The 19,275-nt window shown below is 47.3% G+C and carries 14 protein-coding genes, 1 tRNA gene and 1 other RNA gene; 9 read left to right on the top strand and 7 right to left on the bottom strand.

The window, feature by feature from the left end:
* Positions 1-8 precede the first annotated feature (8 nt).
* The gene (locus V512_RS05520) at positions 9-758 is read left to right on the top strand and encodes an alpha/beta fold hydrolase (RefSeq protein WP_099829460.1); all 750 of its coding nucleotides are present in this window, start codon (positions 9-11) and stop codon (positions 756-758) included.
* 6 nt (positions 759-764) lie between these two features.
* Here the strand turns inward: V512_RS05520 and V512_RS05515 are convergent, their stop codons facing one another.
* The 3 genes from V512_RS05515 to V512_RS05505 form a co-directional block, all read right to left on the bottom strand.
* Complete coding sequence (locus V512_RS05515) at positions 765-1,808, bottom strand: hypothetical protein (RefSeq protein WP_099829459.1); 1,044 nt, start codon at positions 1,806-1,808, stop codon at positions 765-767.
* An 826-nt stretch (positions 1,809-2,634) separates the two neighbouring features.
* Entirely contained in the window at positions 2,635-5,472 is a 2,838-nt protein-coding gene (gene uvrA / locus V512_RS05510; RefSeq protein ID WP_099829458.1) for an excinuclease ABC subunit UvrA, read from the bottom strand.
* Entirely contained in the window at positions 5,465-6,781 is a 1,317-nt protein-coding gene (locus V512_RS05505) for a phosphoglucosamine mutase (protein WP_099829457.1), read from the bottom strand. The genes uvrA and V512_RS05505 overlap by 8 nt, the downstream gene beginning before the upstream one ends.
* A gap of 98 nt (positions 6,782-6,879) precedes the next feature.
* Here V512_RS05505 and V512_RS05500 point away from each other — a divergent pair.
* From V512_RS05500 to V512_RS05480, 5 genes are all read left to right on the top strand, one after another.
* Positions 6,880-6,970 (top strand) — tRNA-Ser (locus tag V512_RS05500).
* 77 nt (positions 6,971-7,047) lie between these two features.
* The gene (gene rsmA / locus V512_RS05495; RefSeq protein WP_099829456.1) at positions 7,048-7,863 is read left to right on the top strand and encodes a 16S rRNA (adenine(1518)-N(6)/adenine(1519)-N(6))-dimethyltransferase RsmA; all 816 of its coding nucleotides are present in this window, start codon (positions 7,048-7,050) and stop codon (positions 7,861-7,863) included.
* On the top strand, positions 7,863-9,572 hold the full coding sequence (locus V512_RS05490) for a sigma-54-dependent Fis family transcriptional regulator (RefSeq protein WP_099829455.1): 1,710 nt from the start codon (positions 7,863-7,865) through the stop codon (positions 9,570-9,572). The genes rsmA and V512_RS05490 overlap by 1 nt, the downstream gene beginning before the upstream one ends.
* A 13-nt stretch (positions 9,573-9,585) precedes the next feature.
* Positions 9,586-9,933: a transfer-messenger RNA gene (ssrA, locus tag V512_RS05485) on the top strand.
* A 298-nt stretch (positions 9,934-10,231) separates the two neighbouring features.
* Positions 10,232-11,971 (top strand): IS1634 family transposase, encoded by a 1,740-nt coding sequence (locus V512_RS05480; RefSeq protein ID WP_099829548.1) that lies wholly within the window; start codon positions 10,232-10,234, stop codon positions 11,969-11,971.
* 328 nt (positions 11,972-12,299) lie between these two features.
* Here V512_RS05480 and rsgA read toward each other — a convergent pair whose 3' ends face one another.
* Together rsgA and V512_RS14920 are read right to left on the bottom strand one after the other, a co-directional pair.
* The gene (gene rsgA, locus V512_RS14925) at positions 12,300-12,881 is read right to left on the bottom strand and encodes a ribosome small subunit-dependent GTPase A (protein WP_243392269.1); all 582 of its coding nucleotides are present in this window, start codon (positions 12,879-12,881) and stop codon (positions 12,300-12,302) included.
* A gap of 29 nt (positions 12,882-12,910) precedes the next feature.
* On the bottom strand, positions 12,911-13,204 hold the full coding sequence (locus V512_RS14920) for a hypothetical protein (protein WP_243392268.1): 294 nt from the start codon (positions 13,202-13,204) through the stop codon (positions 12,911-12,913).
* Between the two features lie 367 nt (positions 13,205-13,571).
* On the opposite strand from V512_RS14920, the gene V512_RS05470 reads away from it, so the two are divergent.
* The 3 genes from V512_RS05470 (at position 13,572) to V512_RS05460 (ending at position 16,558) form a co-directional block, all read left to right on the top strand.
* Positions 13,572-14,648 (top strand): hypothetical protein, encoded by a 1,077-nt coding sequence (locus tag V512_RS05470; protein WP_099829454.1) that lies wholly within the window; start codon positions 13,572-13,574, stop codon positions 14,646-14,648.
* Between the two features lie 88 nt (positions 14,649-14,736).
* Positions 14,737-15,729, top strand: coding sequence for a BMP family ABC transporter substrate-binding protein (locus tag V512_RS05465; protein WP_099829453.1), 993 nt, complete (start codon positions 14,737-14,739; stop codon positions 15,727-15,729).
* Positions 15,722-16,558: a MurR/RpiR family transcriptional regulator gene (locus tag V512_RS05460; protein ID WP_099829452.1), complete on the top strand. Its 837-nt coding sequence runs from the start codon at positions 15,722-15,724 to the stop codon at positions 16,556-16,558. Before V512_RS05465 ends, V512_RS05460 begins: the two co-directional genes overlap by 8 nt.
* A 33-nt stretch (positions 16,559-16,591) precedes the next feature.
* Here the strand turns inward: V512_RS05460 and V512_RS05455 are convergent, their stop codons facing one another.
* Together V512_RS05455 and V512_RS05450 are read right to left on the bottom strand one after the other, a co-directional pair.
* Positions 16,592-17,161, bottom strand: a complete 570-nt coding sequence (locus V512_RS05455) for a TetR/AcrR family transcriptional regulator (protein ID WP_099829547.1) — start codon at positions 17,159-17,161, stop codon at positions 16,592-16,594.
* Positions 17,162-17,177: 16 nt separating this feature from the next.
* Positions 17,178-18,623 carry a radical SAM protein gene (locus V512_RS05450; protein WP_099829451.1) on the bottom strand — a complete coding sequence of 482 codons (1,446 nt, stop codon included), beginning with the start codon at positions 18,621-18,623 and terminating at the stop codon, positions 17,178-17,180.
* Positions 18,624-19,275: the final 652 nt, after the last annotated feature.

Genomic DNA, 19,275 nt, shown 5'->3' with positions numbered 1-19,275 from the left:
GGATTGATTTGTCTATTTTGGAGAGTTTCACACTCGGCGAGAAGGGAAAAAGGATATTCGGAATTGTAGAGTGCCCAGCAACAGGGAAAAGCTTTCCTACGGTCCTTATGTTTCACGGATTTACAGGCGAACACATCGTGTCAACGTTCAAATTCCCTCGATTATCGAGGAGATTGGTCGAGAAGGGGATAGCTACCGTAAGATTCGACTTCAGGGGCTCAGGAGATAGCGAAGGAGAATTCAGCGAGATGTCACCGCTCACAGAGCTGAGGGATGCGGAAGAGGTCTACTCATTCGTCCGGTCACGGGAATGGTGTTCGGACAGACTGGGTGTCGTAGGCTACAGCTTAGGTGGGATGGTCGGCTCACTGTTTGCTGGCAGGCACCCTGAAATAAAAGCCCTTCTTCTCTGGTCTCCCGTCATAATGAACCAGGAGTTCTTCAACCGCAAAGATTACACTTTCGAGTCTGCCGAAGATTATAAGGACGTACTCGGATTGAAACTCGGATCTATCTTCTTCGACGACGGTCGTAGTGTCGACGCTTCGGAAGAATTGAAAAGCTATGACGGAGATCTTCTCATAGTTCACGGATCCGACGATGAATCAGTACCATATCTTCCTGTCAAGAAGTATGCCTTTGACAGAGGATTGAAGCTCCATACGGTTGAGGGAGCGAATCACAAGTATCAGAGAATTGATTGGATAGAAGAACTCTTTTCAGTTTCCTCTGAATTTCTAGCAAAGACACTTTTGTAGCGGGCGTTACTCGCCCGCTTTTCCGATTATCTGGCTCCGAATTTCTTCAAGAGCGTCGTCCACGATTCCTTCTTCTGTCCGGAAGACAAGGTTCTTATCTTGAATCTCGGGAATTACCAATCCCTGCCTAGAAAGTGCCGCAAGGATATCGATCGCCTCATGGGGATGAAGGTCGCATAATTCAAGAATACTGGAGACACTTTGTCTTGACTGCAGAAGAAGATGAAGAAGATCGAGCGATTTCCGTTCAGCCATGGCACCGGCCAGACTGGCACCGCTTCCCGTCTCAAACAGAAGACTCCTCCTGCTTATTCTGTCGACGCCTGCAAGTGAGATAATCGCATTCCTTTCGGGAACATCGATTGTAATCACCGAACCTCCGAGCGACGCCGAGATGTAGAGCCTGATTTTTTCTACTGACAACGACTTGGTTTCGATACCCAGTAGAAATGGAATGAAGCTGCTTCCGAGACTATTCAGGTTCTCATTGACGAGATTTGCTGAACTATGGATGATTTCCTCAAATCCCCGAAAAGAATCCAGCTTGCTCCTGGCATATTCAAGCAATTCGATGAAAGACCCAGCAGTTTCAGCCTGGTGTTGAAGCATCTCCAACGCTTCGTATCTATCTGAGGAAGGAAGATTAGAGATAGAAGAAACGTACCCAAGAGCACGTCTTTCATCTTCCTCGAGAGATTTCACGAAAACATCTGTGGGCTCTCCAGGACTCTCAAAATCATCGCAAAGAAACATAGAAAGGAGTCTTTCGGGCGAAGTCTTTCTGATAATCGCGACAAGATCTGAAGGAGAGGGCGAACCATCCATAAACAGGTAAGGGACTATCCTGAGACCCAGGAACCCCTCCCAGCTGAAGAACTTTCCGAGCCACTCAAGAGATTTGCGAGAGATCGAAAGTCGCGCATTGAAGACCAACTCCGAAAGCTGTTCGTATGACTCACCATCGTTATGGGCCATTTTCTCATGATTATTCACTCTGAATAAAAACAACAGGAGCTCGATGCCGCTTCCTTCAGCAACCGTTATCTCCAACGCTCAACCTCCAGGCAATGCTTGGCCATACTGTTCAGGATCAATTGTCAGCAGGGGCCACGACACGTCTACAAGACTGGTCATCTAACCCTATTCAATTATGCCTTATCTTATTGTATGGAGTCTATTGTCTGCGATTCCTTTCAGAAGAGTTGGAATAATCACCGACGACTAACCCCGTACCACATGAGAACAGGCCTCCGTTGACCGTCCAAGAGCACGGATCCGTCCTCTGATAAGATCAATCGAGAAAGAGCATTGTCGAGACGTTTGCTACGCTCACGAGAAGACGAAAGAAAAGCAAGTCACCTTCGGTGAGGCCAGTTCCGCTTCGCGGGCTAAGAGCCGCTGTGCGCTGTGAAAAGCCAAGAAGCAAAGTAGAGACTGACAGGTTCCTTATGTCCCTTTTCCGCGTGAATCGAGATTCTGACCAAAAGCATGTCAGATGACGGGATGAGGTGTATTCCGAATAACCCAAGACTGTCATCCCGTGATGCCTTTGCACGGGATCTCGAATCTAAGAGCCGCTTTTCGCTGTACTCTTGAGAGAGCCGCTGTGCGCTTAAGAGCGGAGAACCCGCTGATCGCTGGAAGAGCCGCTGTACGCTTAAGAACATGAACCCGCTGATCGCTGTAAAGACAACGTTGAACCCAACAAAAGCTTCCCCGCGAAGCTTCTGAATCCTCCCGCTGAAAGCGGCATCACTTCCCCGGACGTTTCTCCGGGCATCACTTCCTCGCGCCAGCGAGCCTCACTTCCCGACGCAGTCGGTCCCGCCTCCTGCCGAAGGCAGCCTTGCGTCCACCGATGTTCTTCGGCTCAGTATCAAAACGTTTCAAGCTGCGAGAGCTGCTTCTTGAGATAGTAACCGGTGTGACTCTGTCTATATTCCGCAACCTCTTCTGGCGTCCCGCAAACCACTATTTCTCCGCCGTGCGCCCCGCCTTCAGGTCCGAGATCTATTATGTGATCTGCATTCTTCACCACGTCAATGTTGTGCTCAACAACTACCACTGTATTGCCCATTTCGACGAGTCGCTTCAGTACTCGAACAAGCTTGGCAACGTCATCGAAGTGCAATCCGGTAGTAGGTTCATCAAGGATGTAGAAGGTCTTGCCGGTGGATTTCTTCTTCAACTCAGAGGCGAGCTTAATCCTCTGTGCCTCTCCTCCGGAAAGGGTAGTGGCCGGTTGTCCGAGGCGTACATATCCCAGACCTACATCATTCAGAAGTGAGAGAATTCTGTTCAACATTGGGATTCGCTCGAAGAAATCAGAGGCTTCCTCTACGGTCATGTTAAGAACATCAGATATCGTCTTCCCTCTGTAGCGTATCTCCAATGTCTCCTTGTTGTATCTTCTTCCCTTACATACATCGCACTCGACATAGACATCGGGGAGGAATTGCATTTCGATTTTCAACAACCCGTGGCCCTGACAGGCTTCGCATCGCCCGCCTTTCACATTGAAGGAAAAACGTCCCTTGCTGTAGCCTCTCGCTCTTGACTCTTGAGTCTTTGCAAAGAGATCCCTAACATGATCGAAAAGCCCGGAATAAGTTGCGGGGTTCGATCTTGGAGTTCTTCCGATGGGGTTCTGATCTATGACAATGACATTGTCAACTTCTTCCCATCCCTCTAGTTCCGCTAGCTTCTCACCGGTAGAGTTCGATCCTCCAAGAACACTCTTAAGTGATGGATAAACGGTATCCATTACCAGAGAGCTTTTGCCGCTCCCTGAAACACCGGTTACCGTTATGAACTTGCCTAATGGGAATGAAACATCGATGCCCTTGAGATTGTTTTTTGTGGCGTGTTTGACGGTAAGATGCTTTCCGTTTGCGTTAACGGGCACTTCGAATCTGGGAACGGAAAGCTCGCCATTAAGATACTTGCCGGTGAGAGAACGATCAGGCGGATTGCCGAGCAACGCCTGGGTGGTCCCCTGGTAGACTATCTCTCCCCCATGAACGCCCGCTCCAGGCCCTACGTCCACAATATAGTCAGAACTCCTTATGACTTCTTCATCGTGCTCCACAACTATAACAGTGTTTCCTAGATCTCTGAGATTCTTCAGAGTCTTTATAAGCCTGTCGTTGTCTCTAGAGTGCAAGCCGATTGTCGGCTCATCAAGAACATAGGTTACGCCGGTAAGCCCGGAGCCTATTTGAGTCGCGAGTCTGATTCTTTGCGATTCGCCGCCGGAAAGCGTCATAGCGTATCTAGATAGCGTGATGTAATCAAGCCCCACATCAACAAGGAATTTGAGCCGCTTCTCTATCTCTCTGAGGAGTTCCCCAACGATCTCGCGCTGATAATCAGTCAATCTGATCTCTCTCATGAAGTCGTAGATCTCCTGGATTGTCATTTCCGATAGACTGGCAATGTTCAGATTTCCTAGAGTTACGGCGAGAGCCTCGGGTCTCAAACGCTGGCCATTACATTGAGTGCAGCCTTGCTGTACCATGAAGTTGCTCTCCATCCAGTAACGCATGTCTTCAGATTGAGTTTCCTGATATCTTCTATTGAGGTTGTTTATAACTCCTTCATACGGTCTCTTCAGCTCATATGTCAGGCGATCGGAATGATACTTCATGGAGATGTCTCTGCTGGTTCCGAAAAGGATGGCTTCCTTGATGTCCTCTCGTAGATCCTTGAAAGGTTTTGCCGGGTCGTCTCCGAGAGACTCTATTACTCTCACAATCATCTTCAGGTTGAAACTGTCCCTGTTGTTGGACATCGTCTTCACCGCTCCCTTGAGAACGGTGAGGTTTTCATCAACAACAAGATCTTTCGAGAACTCCATCGTATAGCCCAAACCGTGACACTTTGGACAGGCACCGAATGGATTATTGAACGAAAAGATCTTCGGCGAAATTTCCGGCAAGCTTATACCGCAGTCAGGGCACGCGAAATTCTCGCTGAAGACCTTTCTCTCTTCTGAATCAACCAGGCCTACTTCCACAAAGCCATCGCCCTCATGAAGAGCCATTTCAATACTGTCAGCAAGTCTTGAGGCGTTTTCCGCGTCTACCCTAAGTCTATCAACGACGAGGTTTATCGTGTGCCTCTTATTCTTGTCCAGTTTCAACTCTTCCTCAAGATCATATGTCTCACCGTCAATCTCCACCCTGACGAACCCTTTCTTTCTGAGAGCTTCGAGCTCCTTCTTGAACTCTCCCTTCTTCTCGTTTGCTACGGGAGCATATATGGCTATTCTGTCCTCTTCACCGTAATCCTTCAGAACTCCCTCGACAATCTCATCGAGACTTTGCTTCTGAACCTCGCGCCCGCACGATGGGCAGTGAGGAACTCCTACTCTTGCGTAAAGCACCCTGAGATAATCATGTATCTCTGTAACCGTTCCGACTGTAGATCTGGGGTTATGACTGACGGTCTTCTGTTCAATAGCGATAGCCGGAGAAAGGCCTTCGATACTCTCGACATCCGGCTTCTTCATCTCCCCAAGAAATTGTCTTGCATATGTGGAAAGAGATTCAAGATACCTTCTCTGTCCCTCTGCATAGATAGTGTCAAGAGCCAGCGAGGATTTTCCCGAGCCGGAAAGCCCCGTAATGATTGTTAAAGAGTTCTTGGGGATAGCTACGTTTACATTCTTCAGATTGTGTACCCTGGCGCCTCTAACATATATATACCTATCCATCATTACACTCCTGTACAAGCTCTTCTAACTCATGGCAGATTTGTTCTACTTCCAACTGCTCAATACCCTCCACCATTACTCTTACGTACGATTCGGTTCCCGAAGGTCTTAGAACTATCCGCAAATCGTTTCTGGTCTTGAGTTCTTCAAGCCTGTCCTTCAGCCTTGCGTTTTCCATGATTGCCTTTTTGTCGGTAACAGGGACGTTCCGAAGCAGCTGAGGATAAACAGGAAAAGACTGAACGAACTCATCAAGTGTTTCGCCAAGTTCTTCAAGAGAATTCAGTGTTTCGAGAGAAGTTATAAGCCCGTCCCCCGTCGTGCTTCTATCTAGGAAGATGATATGTCCGGATTGCTCTCCGCCAAGGATGACTCCGGTTTTCAGCATTCTTTCCAGAACGTACTTGTCGCCTACTCTGGTTCTATCCAGCAAGATGTCTCTGGAAGTGAGATACTTCTCAAAGCCCAGATTAGACATGACCGTCGCAACGACTCTATTTCCTTTCAGCCTTCCCTGTTCGACCATCTTTCTCGAATTCAGAGCCATCAACATATCGCCGTCAATCAACTTCGAGCCAGGAAGAACGAAGAGACATCTGTCGGCATCGCCGTCGAATAGAACACCTACCTGCCCCAGACTGAGCGATTTTCCTAGGAACTCAGGAAATAGCGAACCACACTGGTCGTTTATGTTCAATCCGTTTGGATCGATCCCTCGTAACTCCGCAACTATACCTAGGCTTTCGTATACCATAGATATTACTGTAGAAATCGAGCCATTTGCGCCGTCAACAACTATCCCGTCCTTGGGAAGTCTTTGATTCTTGTAAAGACTAACCACATAATCGACGTACTCATCTTTGTAATGATCTACTTGCCTCGTCTTGCCCACTCCGGAGTAGACCGTGTAATGATACGGGGTATCGATAATCAGGTTCTCTATCTCAACCTCGTCCTCGTCCGAAATCTTCATTCCTTTGGCCAGTACCTTTATTCCATTATATACAGCGGGGTTGTGAGAAGCGGAAATAACTGCGCCTAGCGTCTGTTCCTTCTTGGTGATATATGCTAGCGCGGGAGTAGGGATAACCCCTGCAAATTCAACGTTCATACCCGCTGAGGCCGCGCCGGCAGCCATTGCGCTTTCTAGAAGGTCACCGGAGTTTCTCGTATCTTTAGCTATGATAAACCTGTTGTACTTTCCAAGGTAGTATCTTCCAATTGCGTTGCCAAGCTTCATGGCAAGTTCGGGCGTAAGCTCTTCGTTAATAACACCCCTTATCCCATCGGTTCCGAATAGCTTCTTCATCAAACCACCCCCAAATATAAACATTTCTATACCTATGGTTTAGTTTACCACAGAATCTCGTTGACAACTTAAAGTATGATCTATATAATTGCACTGTTGGAGAGATGGCCGAGCGGTCGAAGGCGTACGCCTGGAGAGCGTATGACGAGCACAACTCGTCCGTGGGTTCAAATCCCACTCTCTCCGCCAGAAAAACACCCGTCTTTCCGACGGGTTTTTCCTTAGGTAGAGCACTTTCTTCAGAACCTATCTGAAATGGAGGCGAGATGGGAGAACGATCGATAAACATAAGACTGAACAGGGCGCTTGGACAGAACTTTCTCAAATCTGCAAAGATATCCAGGAGAATCGTTGAGTCGGCCTCACTGGATCCTTCTTTGACCATAGTTGAGATTGGTGTTGGATCAGGCTCGCTCACTTCAATCTTACTGGAATTGGGGTATACCGTGATCGGTTTTGAGATCGACACGAGGTTTGTCGAGGGAAACAAAAGACTTGAAGGAGAAAAGTGCACTTTGCGATACGAGGATTTCCTCAAGGCAGATCTATCGTCGCTGCCGGAACCGGCCGCTTATGTCGCCAATATCCCGTACTACATAACCTCTCCGATTATAGAAAGAATCATGTTTGAAGGGCCGGATTTCGTCAAAGCCGTGCTAATGGTCCAGAAAGAATATGCAGACAGACTGATCGCAACACCGCGAACGAAGGAATACGGTATACTGACGGTGAACGTCAATACATTTGCAAGTGTGAGCGAGCTTTTCCAGGTTTCGCGAAAGGAGTTTATCCCTCAGCCGGAAGTCGATTCCATGGTCATTGAGCTTTCGCTCTTGGATGAACCGCCGATTGAAAGAGAAAGAAGAGATGCCTACAGAGGCTTCGTCAGGCAGTGTTTTTCTCAAAGGCGCAAGAAGCTCAAGAACAACCTGAAGGGCCTCGTAGATTCTCCCGAGAGCCTTCTAAATGCTTCCAAAATCGGGCTTGACGTTAGGGCTGAAGAACTGGATGTTGAGGACTTCGTAAGGCTCTTCAGGAACATATATCCCGAAGGTGGCGTGAACCCGAAAGTGGGCGAGTGATGGAAAGAGAGCTTTTCGAGAAGATACTGAATTCACTTATCGAGGGGATTATTGTCGTCGATTCAGACGAGACAATTGCTTTCATAAACGATGAGGCGGTCGATATTCTGGGTGTAGACGGCGAAGAAGCAGTCGGAGCTCCTGTACGGGAGACTATTCCGAACACCAGGCTTCACATAGTGCTGAAGACCGGAAAAACAGAACTGAACAGAATTCAGTATCTTGAAGAGAAGACCATAGTAACATCGAGATTCCCAATCGTTAATGCGAAGGGAGAAGTACACGCTGCTATGGCCGTCTTTCGCGACATAACGAATGTAGAGAGAATGGCCGAAGAGGTAATTAACCACAAAGAAATGGAAGTGCTTCTTACCTCGATCATAGATGCAATATATGACGCGATTTCCGTTGCGGATGAAAAGGGAAAGATTGTTCTTGTCAACAAAGCTTACACCAGGATAACCGGGATGAGCCCGGACTATGTAGTTGGAAAGATGGCCACCGTGGACATAGCAGAGGGTTCATCTCTCCATCTTGAAGTAGCCAGGACGAGAAAACCAATATACAATGCAAGACTCAAGGTAGGGCCAAACAGGAAAGAAGTGGTAGTAAACGTGACGCCGCTCTTTGTTAAGGGACAATTTCAGGGTAGCGTTGGCGTGATTCACGACATATCTGAAATCGAAAGGCTCGCCAGGGAACTGGAGGACACTCGAAGGCTTCTTCGTTACGTGAAGGCCAAGTACACCTTCGACGACATAGCGGGGTCCTCGAAACTAATGCAGGTAGCAATAGACCAGGCGCGAAAAGTATCGACAACAAGGGCGACGGTCTTGCTTAACGGCCAGAGCGGAACGGGAAAGGAGCTCTTTGCTCACGCCATTCATAATTCTAGTGAAAGGAAGGACGCAAGCTTCATAAGTGTCAACTGTGCCGCATTACCTGAAAGCCTTCTTGAATCCGAGCTGTTTGGCTATGTTGAAGGAGCTTTCACAGGTGCCCGCCGTGGTGGTAAGAAAGGTCTGCTTCAAGAGGCAGACAAAGGAACCGTCTTTCTAGATGAAGTCGCGAAAATGAGTCTTTCGGTTCAGTCCAAATTCCTGAAGTTTCTTCAGGACAAAGAGATAAAGCCTGTTGGTGGAAACGAAACGGTCAAGCTGGATGTGAGGGTCATTGCGGCGACAAATGTCAGCCTTGAGAAACTCGTTGCGGAAGGCAACTTTCTCCCCGATCTCTATTATCGCCTGAATGTCGTCCCTATTGTAATCCCCGCCTTGAAGGAACACCCCGAAGACATTCCCGAAGTAGCCAGGCTGATTGTAATGAGGTTAAATCAGGAGTATGGAAGAGTGGTAACAGCCATCGATCCGGCCGTTATCTCTATCTTTAAAAAGCACGATTGGCCGGGAAATGTTAGAGAGTTGGAGAATGTCATCGGCAGAGCCATGATAAGTATGGAGCTGGATGAGAAGGTAATAAAGGTTACTCACATAAAGGGAGTCTTTGAAAATCACGAAAAGCGTAGTCAACTCCCGGAGGGAAAACTCTCCGTGCTAATGGATGGCTATGAAAGAGAGGTCATAAAGGCTGTGCTTGACAAATGCAGCTGGAATAAAACAAAGGCCTCAAACGAACTCGGGATAAGCATAAGGAGTCTATACTATAAGCTTGAAAAACACGGTCTCGCTGACAACCAAACGGACCGATGATATACTTATCATTGGGGGCGAAACGGTTTCGACGGGGTCAATGAACTTGAAGGAGCGAGCCGAGGTCCCGGAGCCGCGTCAAAAAACCGGACAAGCAGAAATGCCAATAACGAATTTGCACTTGCTGCTTAATTAATAAGTAGCCGTCCGAATAGCTTTTTGGTCTGGTGGGCTATGAAGGGCGTCAGAAAATCGGACCTTACCCGTGGATCTGCTCCGAATTCTCGGGGACATATAGGAGCTTGGACAGTCGGACTCTGCCTGTGAAGTCTTGACTGTTGACGATGATCACAGGCTGCGCTCGGAGAGCCTGCAAGGAATTTGGTTTCGGACGCGAGTTCGACTCTCGCCGCCTCCACCAACGCAATACATCGCGTCATTTGATCATTGCACCGGTGCGAGACGATTATGGAAGTTGACTGTTTGCCCCCACACTTTTAAGAGTGTGGGGTTTCTCTTTTAAGCCGATCCTAGTCTAGTGAACTAGATTCAACTTTTACAGAAGGAATCAGAAGACCACTAAACTGAAGTTCCCCGACAGAGAATGAATGAAAGACTTTCTCAGAGAGGAAAAAGACACATGAACGTAGTGAGAGTGTAGACAGTGAATAGTCAATTTGTAATTGACTTTGCTCTTTTCTTTGTGCTATCATTCTGTTATGAATAGCAAACCTAAAGGCCTTTATTTAGCTAAGATTGCGAGTAAGTACAAGGACAGAGAATACTTCACTTATCTTCTGAGAAGAAGTTATCGCGAAGACGGTAAAGTGAAACAGCAAACCATTGCCAATCTCACTGAATTGCCGGAAGTTACTAGAGAATTAGTCAAAGAGAGTCTCCAGGGAAGAGTCTTTCTTCCTTCCGAAGAGGCTATAGAGATTACTCGTTCGAGGGCACATGGTAATGTTGCGGTGATAAGGAAGGTAATGGAGGATCTAGGTATTTCCGAATTGCTTTCTTCTCGAAGGAGTAGAGAAAGCGATCTAGTAGAGGCTATGATAGCTGCAAGGATAATAAACCCTCAGACGAAGCTTTCCACAATACGCTGGTGGGATAATACCACTATTCCCGAAGAGTTCTCTGTGGAAGATGCAGATGAAGATGAGTTATATGTTGCCCTGGACTGGTTGCTACAAAGGCAAGAGACGATAGAAAGGAAACTTGCGCAGAGACATTTAAGTGAAGGCGGTCTTGTTCTTTACGATGTCTCTTCGAGTTACTATGAAGGGAGTCATTGTGAGCTTGCGAGTTATGGTTATAACAGAGACAGGAAGAAGGGGAAGAAACAGATAGTCTATGGACTCATGACAGACTCGAAGGGTGTACCTATTTCCATACAGGTATATCCGGGATGTACAAGTGACACCAAGACGATAGGGGAACAGGTAGACAAGATAAAGGAAGAGTTCAAAGTAGGAAGGTTCGTCGTGGTTGGAGACAGAGGTATGTTAACGCAAGGACAGATAGAAGGATTGAAGGCTCTAGGTGGGGTTGACTGGATCAGTGCCTTCAGAGGGCCTACAATAAAGAGTCTATTCGAGAATGGGAAGTTACAGCTGAGCTTATTTGACGAGAGAGACCTTCTTGAGATAGACTCCCCCGATTATCCTGGAGAGAGGTTAATAGTCTGCAGGAATCCCTTTCTTGCAGAAGAGAGAAGGAGAACGAGAGAAGACTTACTCAGGGCTACTGAAGAGAAGTTGAACAAACTCTTGAGGAGAGTCGCTTCGGGAAGGTTGAGAGAAGAGGGGAAGATAGGGCAGGCCCTGGGAAGGATAGAGAACAGGTACAAGATGGCGAAACACTTCATCTTCACGATAGAGGATGGAAAGTTCGATTACAGGAGAAATGACGAGAGTATAACCCTCGAAGCTTCCCTTGACGGGTTCTATATAATCCGTACCAGTGTAGAGAAAGAGAAGTTGACTGCAGAAGAAGTGGTGCACAGTTACAAGAGTCTATCCAGAGTTGAGAGGGCATTCAGGACGCTAAAGGGAGTGGATCTGAAGATAAGGCCTATACACCACTGGCTTGAGAAAAGAGTAAGGGCTCACATATTTCTCTGCATGCTCGCATATTATGTTGAATGGCATTTGAGAGAGTCATGGAAGAGCATGATCTTCACTGACGAATATGCCGATAGAGAACATGTACTACAAGCTACAAGATCCGAGAGTGCTCTTGAGAAGAAGAGGAAGAAGAAGCTGAGTGACGGGACACCGGTACACAGCTTTCAGACTCTTCTATCTGAAATGAGTACGATTGTCTGTAACGATGCTATCGTACCTGCGGTACCGCAGATGCCTTCATTCACGATAATAACAACTCCTAACGAGGTACAGAGGAAAGCGCTTGAACTCGTCGGACTGAAACAACTCAGAAAACGTAGACAGAAATAACCACTTCATTTCTCTGAAATCATTTCAGATAGCTATTTCTTGCTTGTTCAGTTTGGGAACTTCAGACTAAACAAGGGAAAAAACGAAAAGAATGCCAGCCGTACCACCGCATTCTCAATTCACTATGCGCTTGTAAGAAACGGAGTTCCGGGAAGGACTTGAGATGTCTTTACTCAATCTTTGCCTTTTTCAAGCAGGGCCTGCCAATTTAGCAGTGAGCAAAAGGAGCAAGCGTTAGAACCTATTGCTAAAAAGCAATTATGGCCCGATCACTTGAATAACTAGGCTTTATTCAACAACTATCTGTACTCCTCCATTTAGTTCGGAATCAAGAGCCACACGATTCCTTCTTCATCTTCGAGTAGTTTCGCAGTCTTTTCTCATCAAGAATTCCGTTTGTCACAGCCTCCCGAACGGCACATCCTGGCTCGACAGTGTGAATGCAGTCTCTGAACCTGCACTTGGCAAAGAGTTCGGCGATATCCTCAAAGACTTCGTCAAGCCCTTCCGTTCCACTGATTGCAAACTCTCTCATTTCGGGAACATCGATCAATTTTCCGCCATCTTGAAGAAGGTTTACTTGATATGAGGTTGTCGTGTGTTTTCCCTTATGGGTAGAATCACTTACCTCAGCGGTCTTCACATTGCTCCTGCAAATCGCGTTTACTAGGGAAGACTTTCCGACACCGGAACTGCCAGCGAGTACGGAGGATTTGTATTTGAGGCTCTCCTTCACTTCTTCCAGGCCTTGCCCGGTCAAAGTGCTCGTGAGAAAGACCTGATAACCCAATTCGCGATAGTTCTGAATATCATCGGCTGCCTCTTTTTCAATACCAAGGTCGGCTTTGTTGAAGACGATCATGACATCTAGATCGGGTCCTCTCGCCGCAGTGATGTATCTTTCGATCAAGCTCTTGCGGTAAGGAGGATCCTTTACTGCTACAACATGAAGACCTGATCCACGTTGGCCGCGATCACCTGATCCAAGTGACTCCCTCTTTTTCCTGCACCTCTTCGCACGAGACACTTTTTTCTTGGAAGAACCTCTGTAATGACACCTCGCTCTCTCTGAAGAGTTCCGAAAACGACCTTGTCTCCGACGGTGACTTCATTCTTCTCGGTCCTCTCTTTTCTCAGTAGCTTACCCCCTAGAAGACACCGAAAGTAATCCCCTGTATCAGAGAGCACTTCTATTATTCCTTTCTGAACGTTAGTTACTTCACCAGTAATCATTTACCTCCGATTAGTCTAGTAATTTGAACAAAAAAAGCAAAAAACCACGGGTTCTTTTACCACCGTGGTCGAATAATCGGAAGAAACTAGCCTGTCAGCTGGTGAATTCCAAAAGAAGCGCGGTGTAAGAGCCCGTGGGGTTAAAGAAATCATTAAAGTTATCTACCATGTACACCACCTCCTTTGTGGAACAACCAATTATACAACGTGGCCACGGATTTTCAATGAGCTATGATCCATAGTGACTAGCCGATACAGCTTCACGCACTCTAATCAAGAAATTCTGCTCCCTCAGGCCTTCTCTTCAAACCGCTGGCCTCGTGTTTCCGAAAATAGCGTATAATTGCGATGTGGGTGATTTGTCAGTATGAGAATGCCATTTTTTCGCTATTTATTTTTTGTGTTGTTCGTCCTTATAACGATTACTAGTCTGGCGGGGAGCAGCGATTCTACAGACTCTTCTGATGCTACAGTAACTACCTATTTCGAAGATCTGGCGAGGGAGATTCTTGCCATGGATTCTTTTGATGACTTATTCAATCTTGATGGTTTCTTTGACGAGGACCCTGCAGAAGAACTTGCACCTTCTATCCCAATCCCTTCGGTTCCGGTAAGCACAGACGCTATTACTGAGTTGCCTACGGCCATTGTTACAGCAAGCGCGACTTCACTGAATACGGAGACTCTCGACAGTACTGCATTATGGGTATACGAGAAATGTTACGATGGGCTCCTTCCGGGAAGAATCACGTTCGAATTCCAGTCTGGCGATCCTGTTATGGGTATCCCAGATGTGGTTACGTTCTACAAGGAAGGGATCGTAGTGGGAACTCTTGCGGGGAAGACAATAATGACACCGGTTATTGTCAACGATGTTCCCTACCATGGTGAAAAGACCACGATATTCAGGTTTCTGACGGGTGATTATTCTACTCCGCTAGGAGCTTTCTACATTACTGTCATCGACTCCAAAGTGTACTCTCTCGCAGTTGCAGTTGACCCTATGAAGGTAGACAATGTTGTCGACCTCGACGGTGATGGAGTTGCTGAGCTTGTGGTCATCGATGATCACATGGTTAAGGCTCATGAAGCTACCGAGTTGTCGGTCTTCAAGCGTTTCTTCAGTTGGAGCGAAGTTGGCTGGCAAGTTGACAGCCCCGGACAGTATTCAGAGGTCTACTCTGCTCTCGCTGCGGAGGATCTCGGCAAGATAAGATCGTCCAGTCCAAGAACTCCTCACGTGTGGTCATATGCTTACCATTCTTATATGGCAGGCCAGGATCTGGACGAAATAAGAGTTCAAGTCGCTGAGCTCGTAGAGGACTTCTCGCTTCATTGGCTTGTTGATTCCTCTGAAGTGGTCAGACTCCTGGATCAGAATATAAACCAGTATGAAGGTTTCGTAATGAAGAAGCCTACTCCAAGTTCATCTTCCACTATGTAATTCGATTCAAGAATATTATTCACACTCTTGAGAATTCCATTCACCACGACTATAATCGTATTGAGTGGGAAAAATGGAGCGTGAGATTATGAGAAGAATATTCTTGTTGTTGCTTCTTCTGATTAGCGCGGCACTAGCCGCATCGAAATTCAGTGTTGGGATCTTGATCACGGGCGAGATTGGCGGGAACGCCATATATGAGCTCGTTCAGAAAGGCGCCCTCGGAATGGCTTCCGACGAGATCGAGATCAAGATTGTCGAAGGCGGTTACAATCAATCAAAATGGGAATCGATGTTGGTCAGCCTCGCAGCTCTCGGCAAGTACGATCTTCTTATGACTTTTACCGAAGGAATGCCGGCAAGTGTTATGCGAGTAGCCCAGATGTTTCCGAATCAGAAATTTGCGTTACTGGACGGAATCATTGAGGAGCCACTACCAAACACTTACTCTGCAGCCTTCAGAGATAGCGAGATGACCTTTCTTGCCGGTATCTTCGCTGGACTTGTTACATCAAGCGATTTGCCGGGTGCGAACGAAGAGAACGTTGTGGGATTGATAGCAGGAGACACCTATCCTGCCATGACGAACATAATGAGACCCTATTTTGAACTTGGTGTCGCAACGGTGAATCCCTCGGCTAAGGTTCTTTTTGGTGTTGTAGGCAGCTGGTCCGACCCATCAAGAGGAAGAGAACTTGCAGCTAAGCAGTTTGATGCAGGAGCAGACATAATTCTTTCAATAGCGGGCGGCAGTGGTGTTGGAGTCATTGAAGAGGCGTCGGTTAGGGGTAGATACGTGATCACCGTTGACTCCAACCTTATACCATTGAACCCGAAGGTAATACTTGCAAGCTTTCTGAAGCATATCGACCGCCTTGTTAGCAAGACTATTGCGAAGGCCAAGGCGGGGGAGCTGCTATTCGGGAGTTCCGAGAGGGTCGGCATTGCAGAAGGAATGATTGATTATACACACGACGATCCTTATTTTCTATCCAATGTTCCTGCTGAGATTCGCGCGGAGCTTGCGAAATGGTTTGAAGTACTCAAAGACAGCGAGGCTCCTTCACCGAAGAATGAGTAGCCTTCTTCAATCATACAATGAAGCGCTTCATCATCTCACAGAAACCGAAGAGAGGATTGCCTCTTTCGTAATAAGTCATCCGGAGGAGGCTCTTGACCTTCCCGTTCAAGATCTGGCGAGAAGACTGGAGGTAGCTCCCTCAATGATAATCAAGGCGGCGAAGAAGCTCGGATTCTCCGGTTATACGCAACTGAGACTGGCGATCGCAAGCGAGCTCAACTTACTTGTTCAAAGAGAGAAATCCTCCGTAATGATCGAGGATCTTGAGGCATATGATCAACTCGTGTCATCGACGATTCGCGAAGCATATTCGCGCCTGAACGAGGACGATGTTGAAGCTGCGGCGCGACTATTAGCGGAAGCGCAGATAGTTGATATTTACGCCTTTGGTTTCGATGCGCTTGCCGGTCATGATCTCTATCTCAAGATGCTTCAGAGCGGGAAGAGAGTTAAGTTGATTGAGAATGGCTACGAGCAGATGATTTCTGCGTACACGCTGGAAAGTGACTCGGTAATAGTTGCCATTTCGAGTGCAGGGACTTCCGCAGATCTTATTGATGCGCTGAGATTTTCGCAGAAGTCCGGTGTATCAGTGATCACTATAACGCCTGCTAGATCCATGCTCAGTGGTTACTCCAAAGTGAACCTGGAAAGCTACTATTCCAAACTGGTATTTCCAGAAGGCGGATTGGTCACTCGGATCGTTCAGCTGATGATTGTAGACATGCTTTATCTTCAGTTTCTTAAGATCTCTGGAAAAAAGTTTGAGGAGAGATATTCAAAGTTTAGAGAGGTTCTTGACTTCAAAAAAAGGGGGATGAAAAAATGAGAGGGATTCTGTCCCTCTCATTTTTTGTCGGGTTCATTCACCGGAGTTGCTAACCAAGCCCCTCCAGATTATCTCTCGTATGCTTTCTAGCCCGTTAGGGTCTTCCGTTACACTGAAACCATTCAATATGAGGTCTGCTGCGCTATCGGGATCTACGTCTTTGGAAATCTCATGTGCGGTCTTGGCATCGTTTATTGCCGAAGACAGTTTTTCCTTCAAGATCTGGTACCTATCTCTCACTCTTTTCCAGGATTCATTATCTTCTCGGCTGAGGTTTGCCCTCTCCTGATCCATGATCTTCTTGATCTCATTCTTGCTTGTGATGAAATCAATATACGATCTCAGAATTCTCTTCAGCTTCGAAACGTAGATACTCTCATTTCTTGTTTCCGAAAAGACATGATCTTCAAGTTCGTTGATCGAGTACTGCCAGACTTCGTAAAACAGGTCCTCTTTACTGGGAAAGTAGTAGTAGATCAGGGCCTTCTTCACACTTGCCATCTGGGCAATCTCAGACATGCTTACGCCGTCGTGACCTCTTTCCGCAAAGGCCTTCCGGGCGGCTTTTATAATCCTCTCTCTAGAAGACAAATTCGCTCGCACCGGATCCACCGTCCCCTCAAGGTTTTTTGTCTATAGCAAGCTTCTCTTCGTTGTTAGCGTACTTTCTCATTCTAACATCAAAATCGTAAACCCCTCTGTGGGCCGGATGGGTCTCGGCAAAGCCTTCCTCATAGTAGAGTTTGTCGGCGTATTCCTTCCAACCGGCTGCAAGCTCATCCAACTGTCCGGCAAGCTCTGTGACAACGTTTTCACTTCCATCGTGCTGTGGGATCGCATTGAACTTGTTCACCATGGCTCTGAGGACTTTCGGATTGTCAATAATCGGACAGGGTCTGAAGAGATTATTGCTGTAAGGCACCATTCTCTTGTATGCAGTGAAGAATGGAGACTTCAAAATCTCCAGAAGACTCTTTTCTCTTATACTGTCAACCGCAAACTGCTGGAAGACACAAGGTTCAACGTAACCCTTTGCATTTACGTGAAGATACTTTGCGCCGGCGGCAAGACAGCCATTCGTAAGGAATCCGTGATTCCAGAAGTCTGCAACGAATGCGAAGTCTCCACCGAGCCTCTCTTGCTCGGTCTTGAAGAATCTCTCATATCTCTGTTCCGGCGTAGGGACAAGGTCCATAGAAGGATTCATACCGACTGGCATGAACTGGAATACCCAGGCATAAGAAACGCCCTCGTCCTTCAGGAACTGCCAGAACTCGTCCTTCATCATAACTTCGTGGTTGAGTCTTGTCGCTGTGACAGAAGTACCGTAGATTACTCCTGCTTCTCGCAGGATTTCCCATGCTTGCTTGATCTTGTTGAAGGTACCTCGTCCGCGTCTCCAGTCAGTTTCGCCTTCGAAACCTTCCACTGATACGGCAAAGGTCGCATTGCCAAGTTCGCCAAGCTTCTTCGCGACTTCCTTCGTTATGAGCGTTCCATTTGTGTAGACCTGGAAATACGAGTCGTTGAACTCCTCGAAAATCTCTAGAAGATGCGGCCAGACGAATGGTTCGCCTCCGGTGATGATAAAGAAGTAAATCCCAAGCTCGTTTGCCTGCCGGATGATCGAACTGACCTCTTCCTTGGAGAGCTGATACTTTCTTCCGTAAAGACCGGCATAACAGCCGACACAGTTGAGATTACAAGCGTAAGTTGGACTTATTACTAGAAGCTTAGGAATAACAACCTCGTGCTCCAGCATCTTCTCCTGTCTAATCTTCTCGCCTAATGCGAACTCATTTACAACGAGATTTGTCATAGCCTTTTCGACGGCCTTAGGACTGGATCTCTTGAAGACATTCTGCCAGGAAACGATCATCGGATGCTCTTCCTTGGCCATCTGAGTGAGTTTCTTCAGACCGCTCTTCGTCGGTTCCTTTGTCAAAGTGGCGACAGTACCAAAAAGCCTTCCAATATTTTCAGTCGAAGAATTTCTGACAACTGAACCCACATACTTCCCTGCCTGTCTCAGCATAGAAGCTTTCATGCTTTCTACAATACCCATGAATAACACCCCCAATAGATGTTTACTTACCGGTCGGTAAAATATTAAACCTTCAATGCTACACTTCATTGTCTTTTATATAAATAGTCTGCAACATGTGCTGTCTATTTGAGGGTGAGCAAGCCATTCATCGTGAAAGAGCATTGTCGAGACGTTCGCTGCGCTCACGAGAAGGCGAGAGAAAAGCCAGTCTGTTGACGCAAGGCTAGCGAAGATCACGCCGGGTCGCAATGCCCAGGAAAGCATCCGGGGACGCATTGCTGCCTTCGGCAGGAGGCGAGGCCGACTTCGTCGGGAAGTGATGCTGCTGCGCAGGAAGCCTCTCAGGTCAACCGTCAACGGTCCACCGTTCTCCGAGAAGTCCGTCAGTTGCAAGTTCCAGTGTGCCAAGAAGGCGAAGAAGGTAACTTCAAGCCATGCTTAATCGAAGATGAGGGAGGGCCCCTCGAAGCCGCCATGCAGGTGGAGGCTTCAAACCACCGTAAGCTGCTGTGGTAAAGAGCCATGGTAGTGAACGTTACGGGAAAAGGCGGGACAGTGATCCCGTCAGGTGAGTACCAGAGGAGACGAATACAAGTGAACCACCGTGAACGTGTCGTAACGACCTTTAGTGTCATCTAAACCGGGGGGTGGAACTATCCCGGGATAAGTC

Origin of the sequence: Mesotoga sp. Brook.08.105.5.1, assembly GCF_002752635.1 — a bacterium.
Lineage (GTDB): Bacteria > Thermotogota > Thermotogae > Petrotogales > Kosmotogaceae > Mesotoga.
Note: the sequence above shows the minus strand (reverse complement) of the source record. Positions and strands in the feature narration are given on the sequence as shown.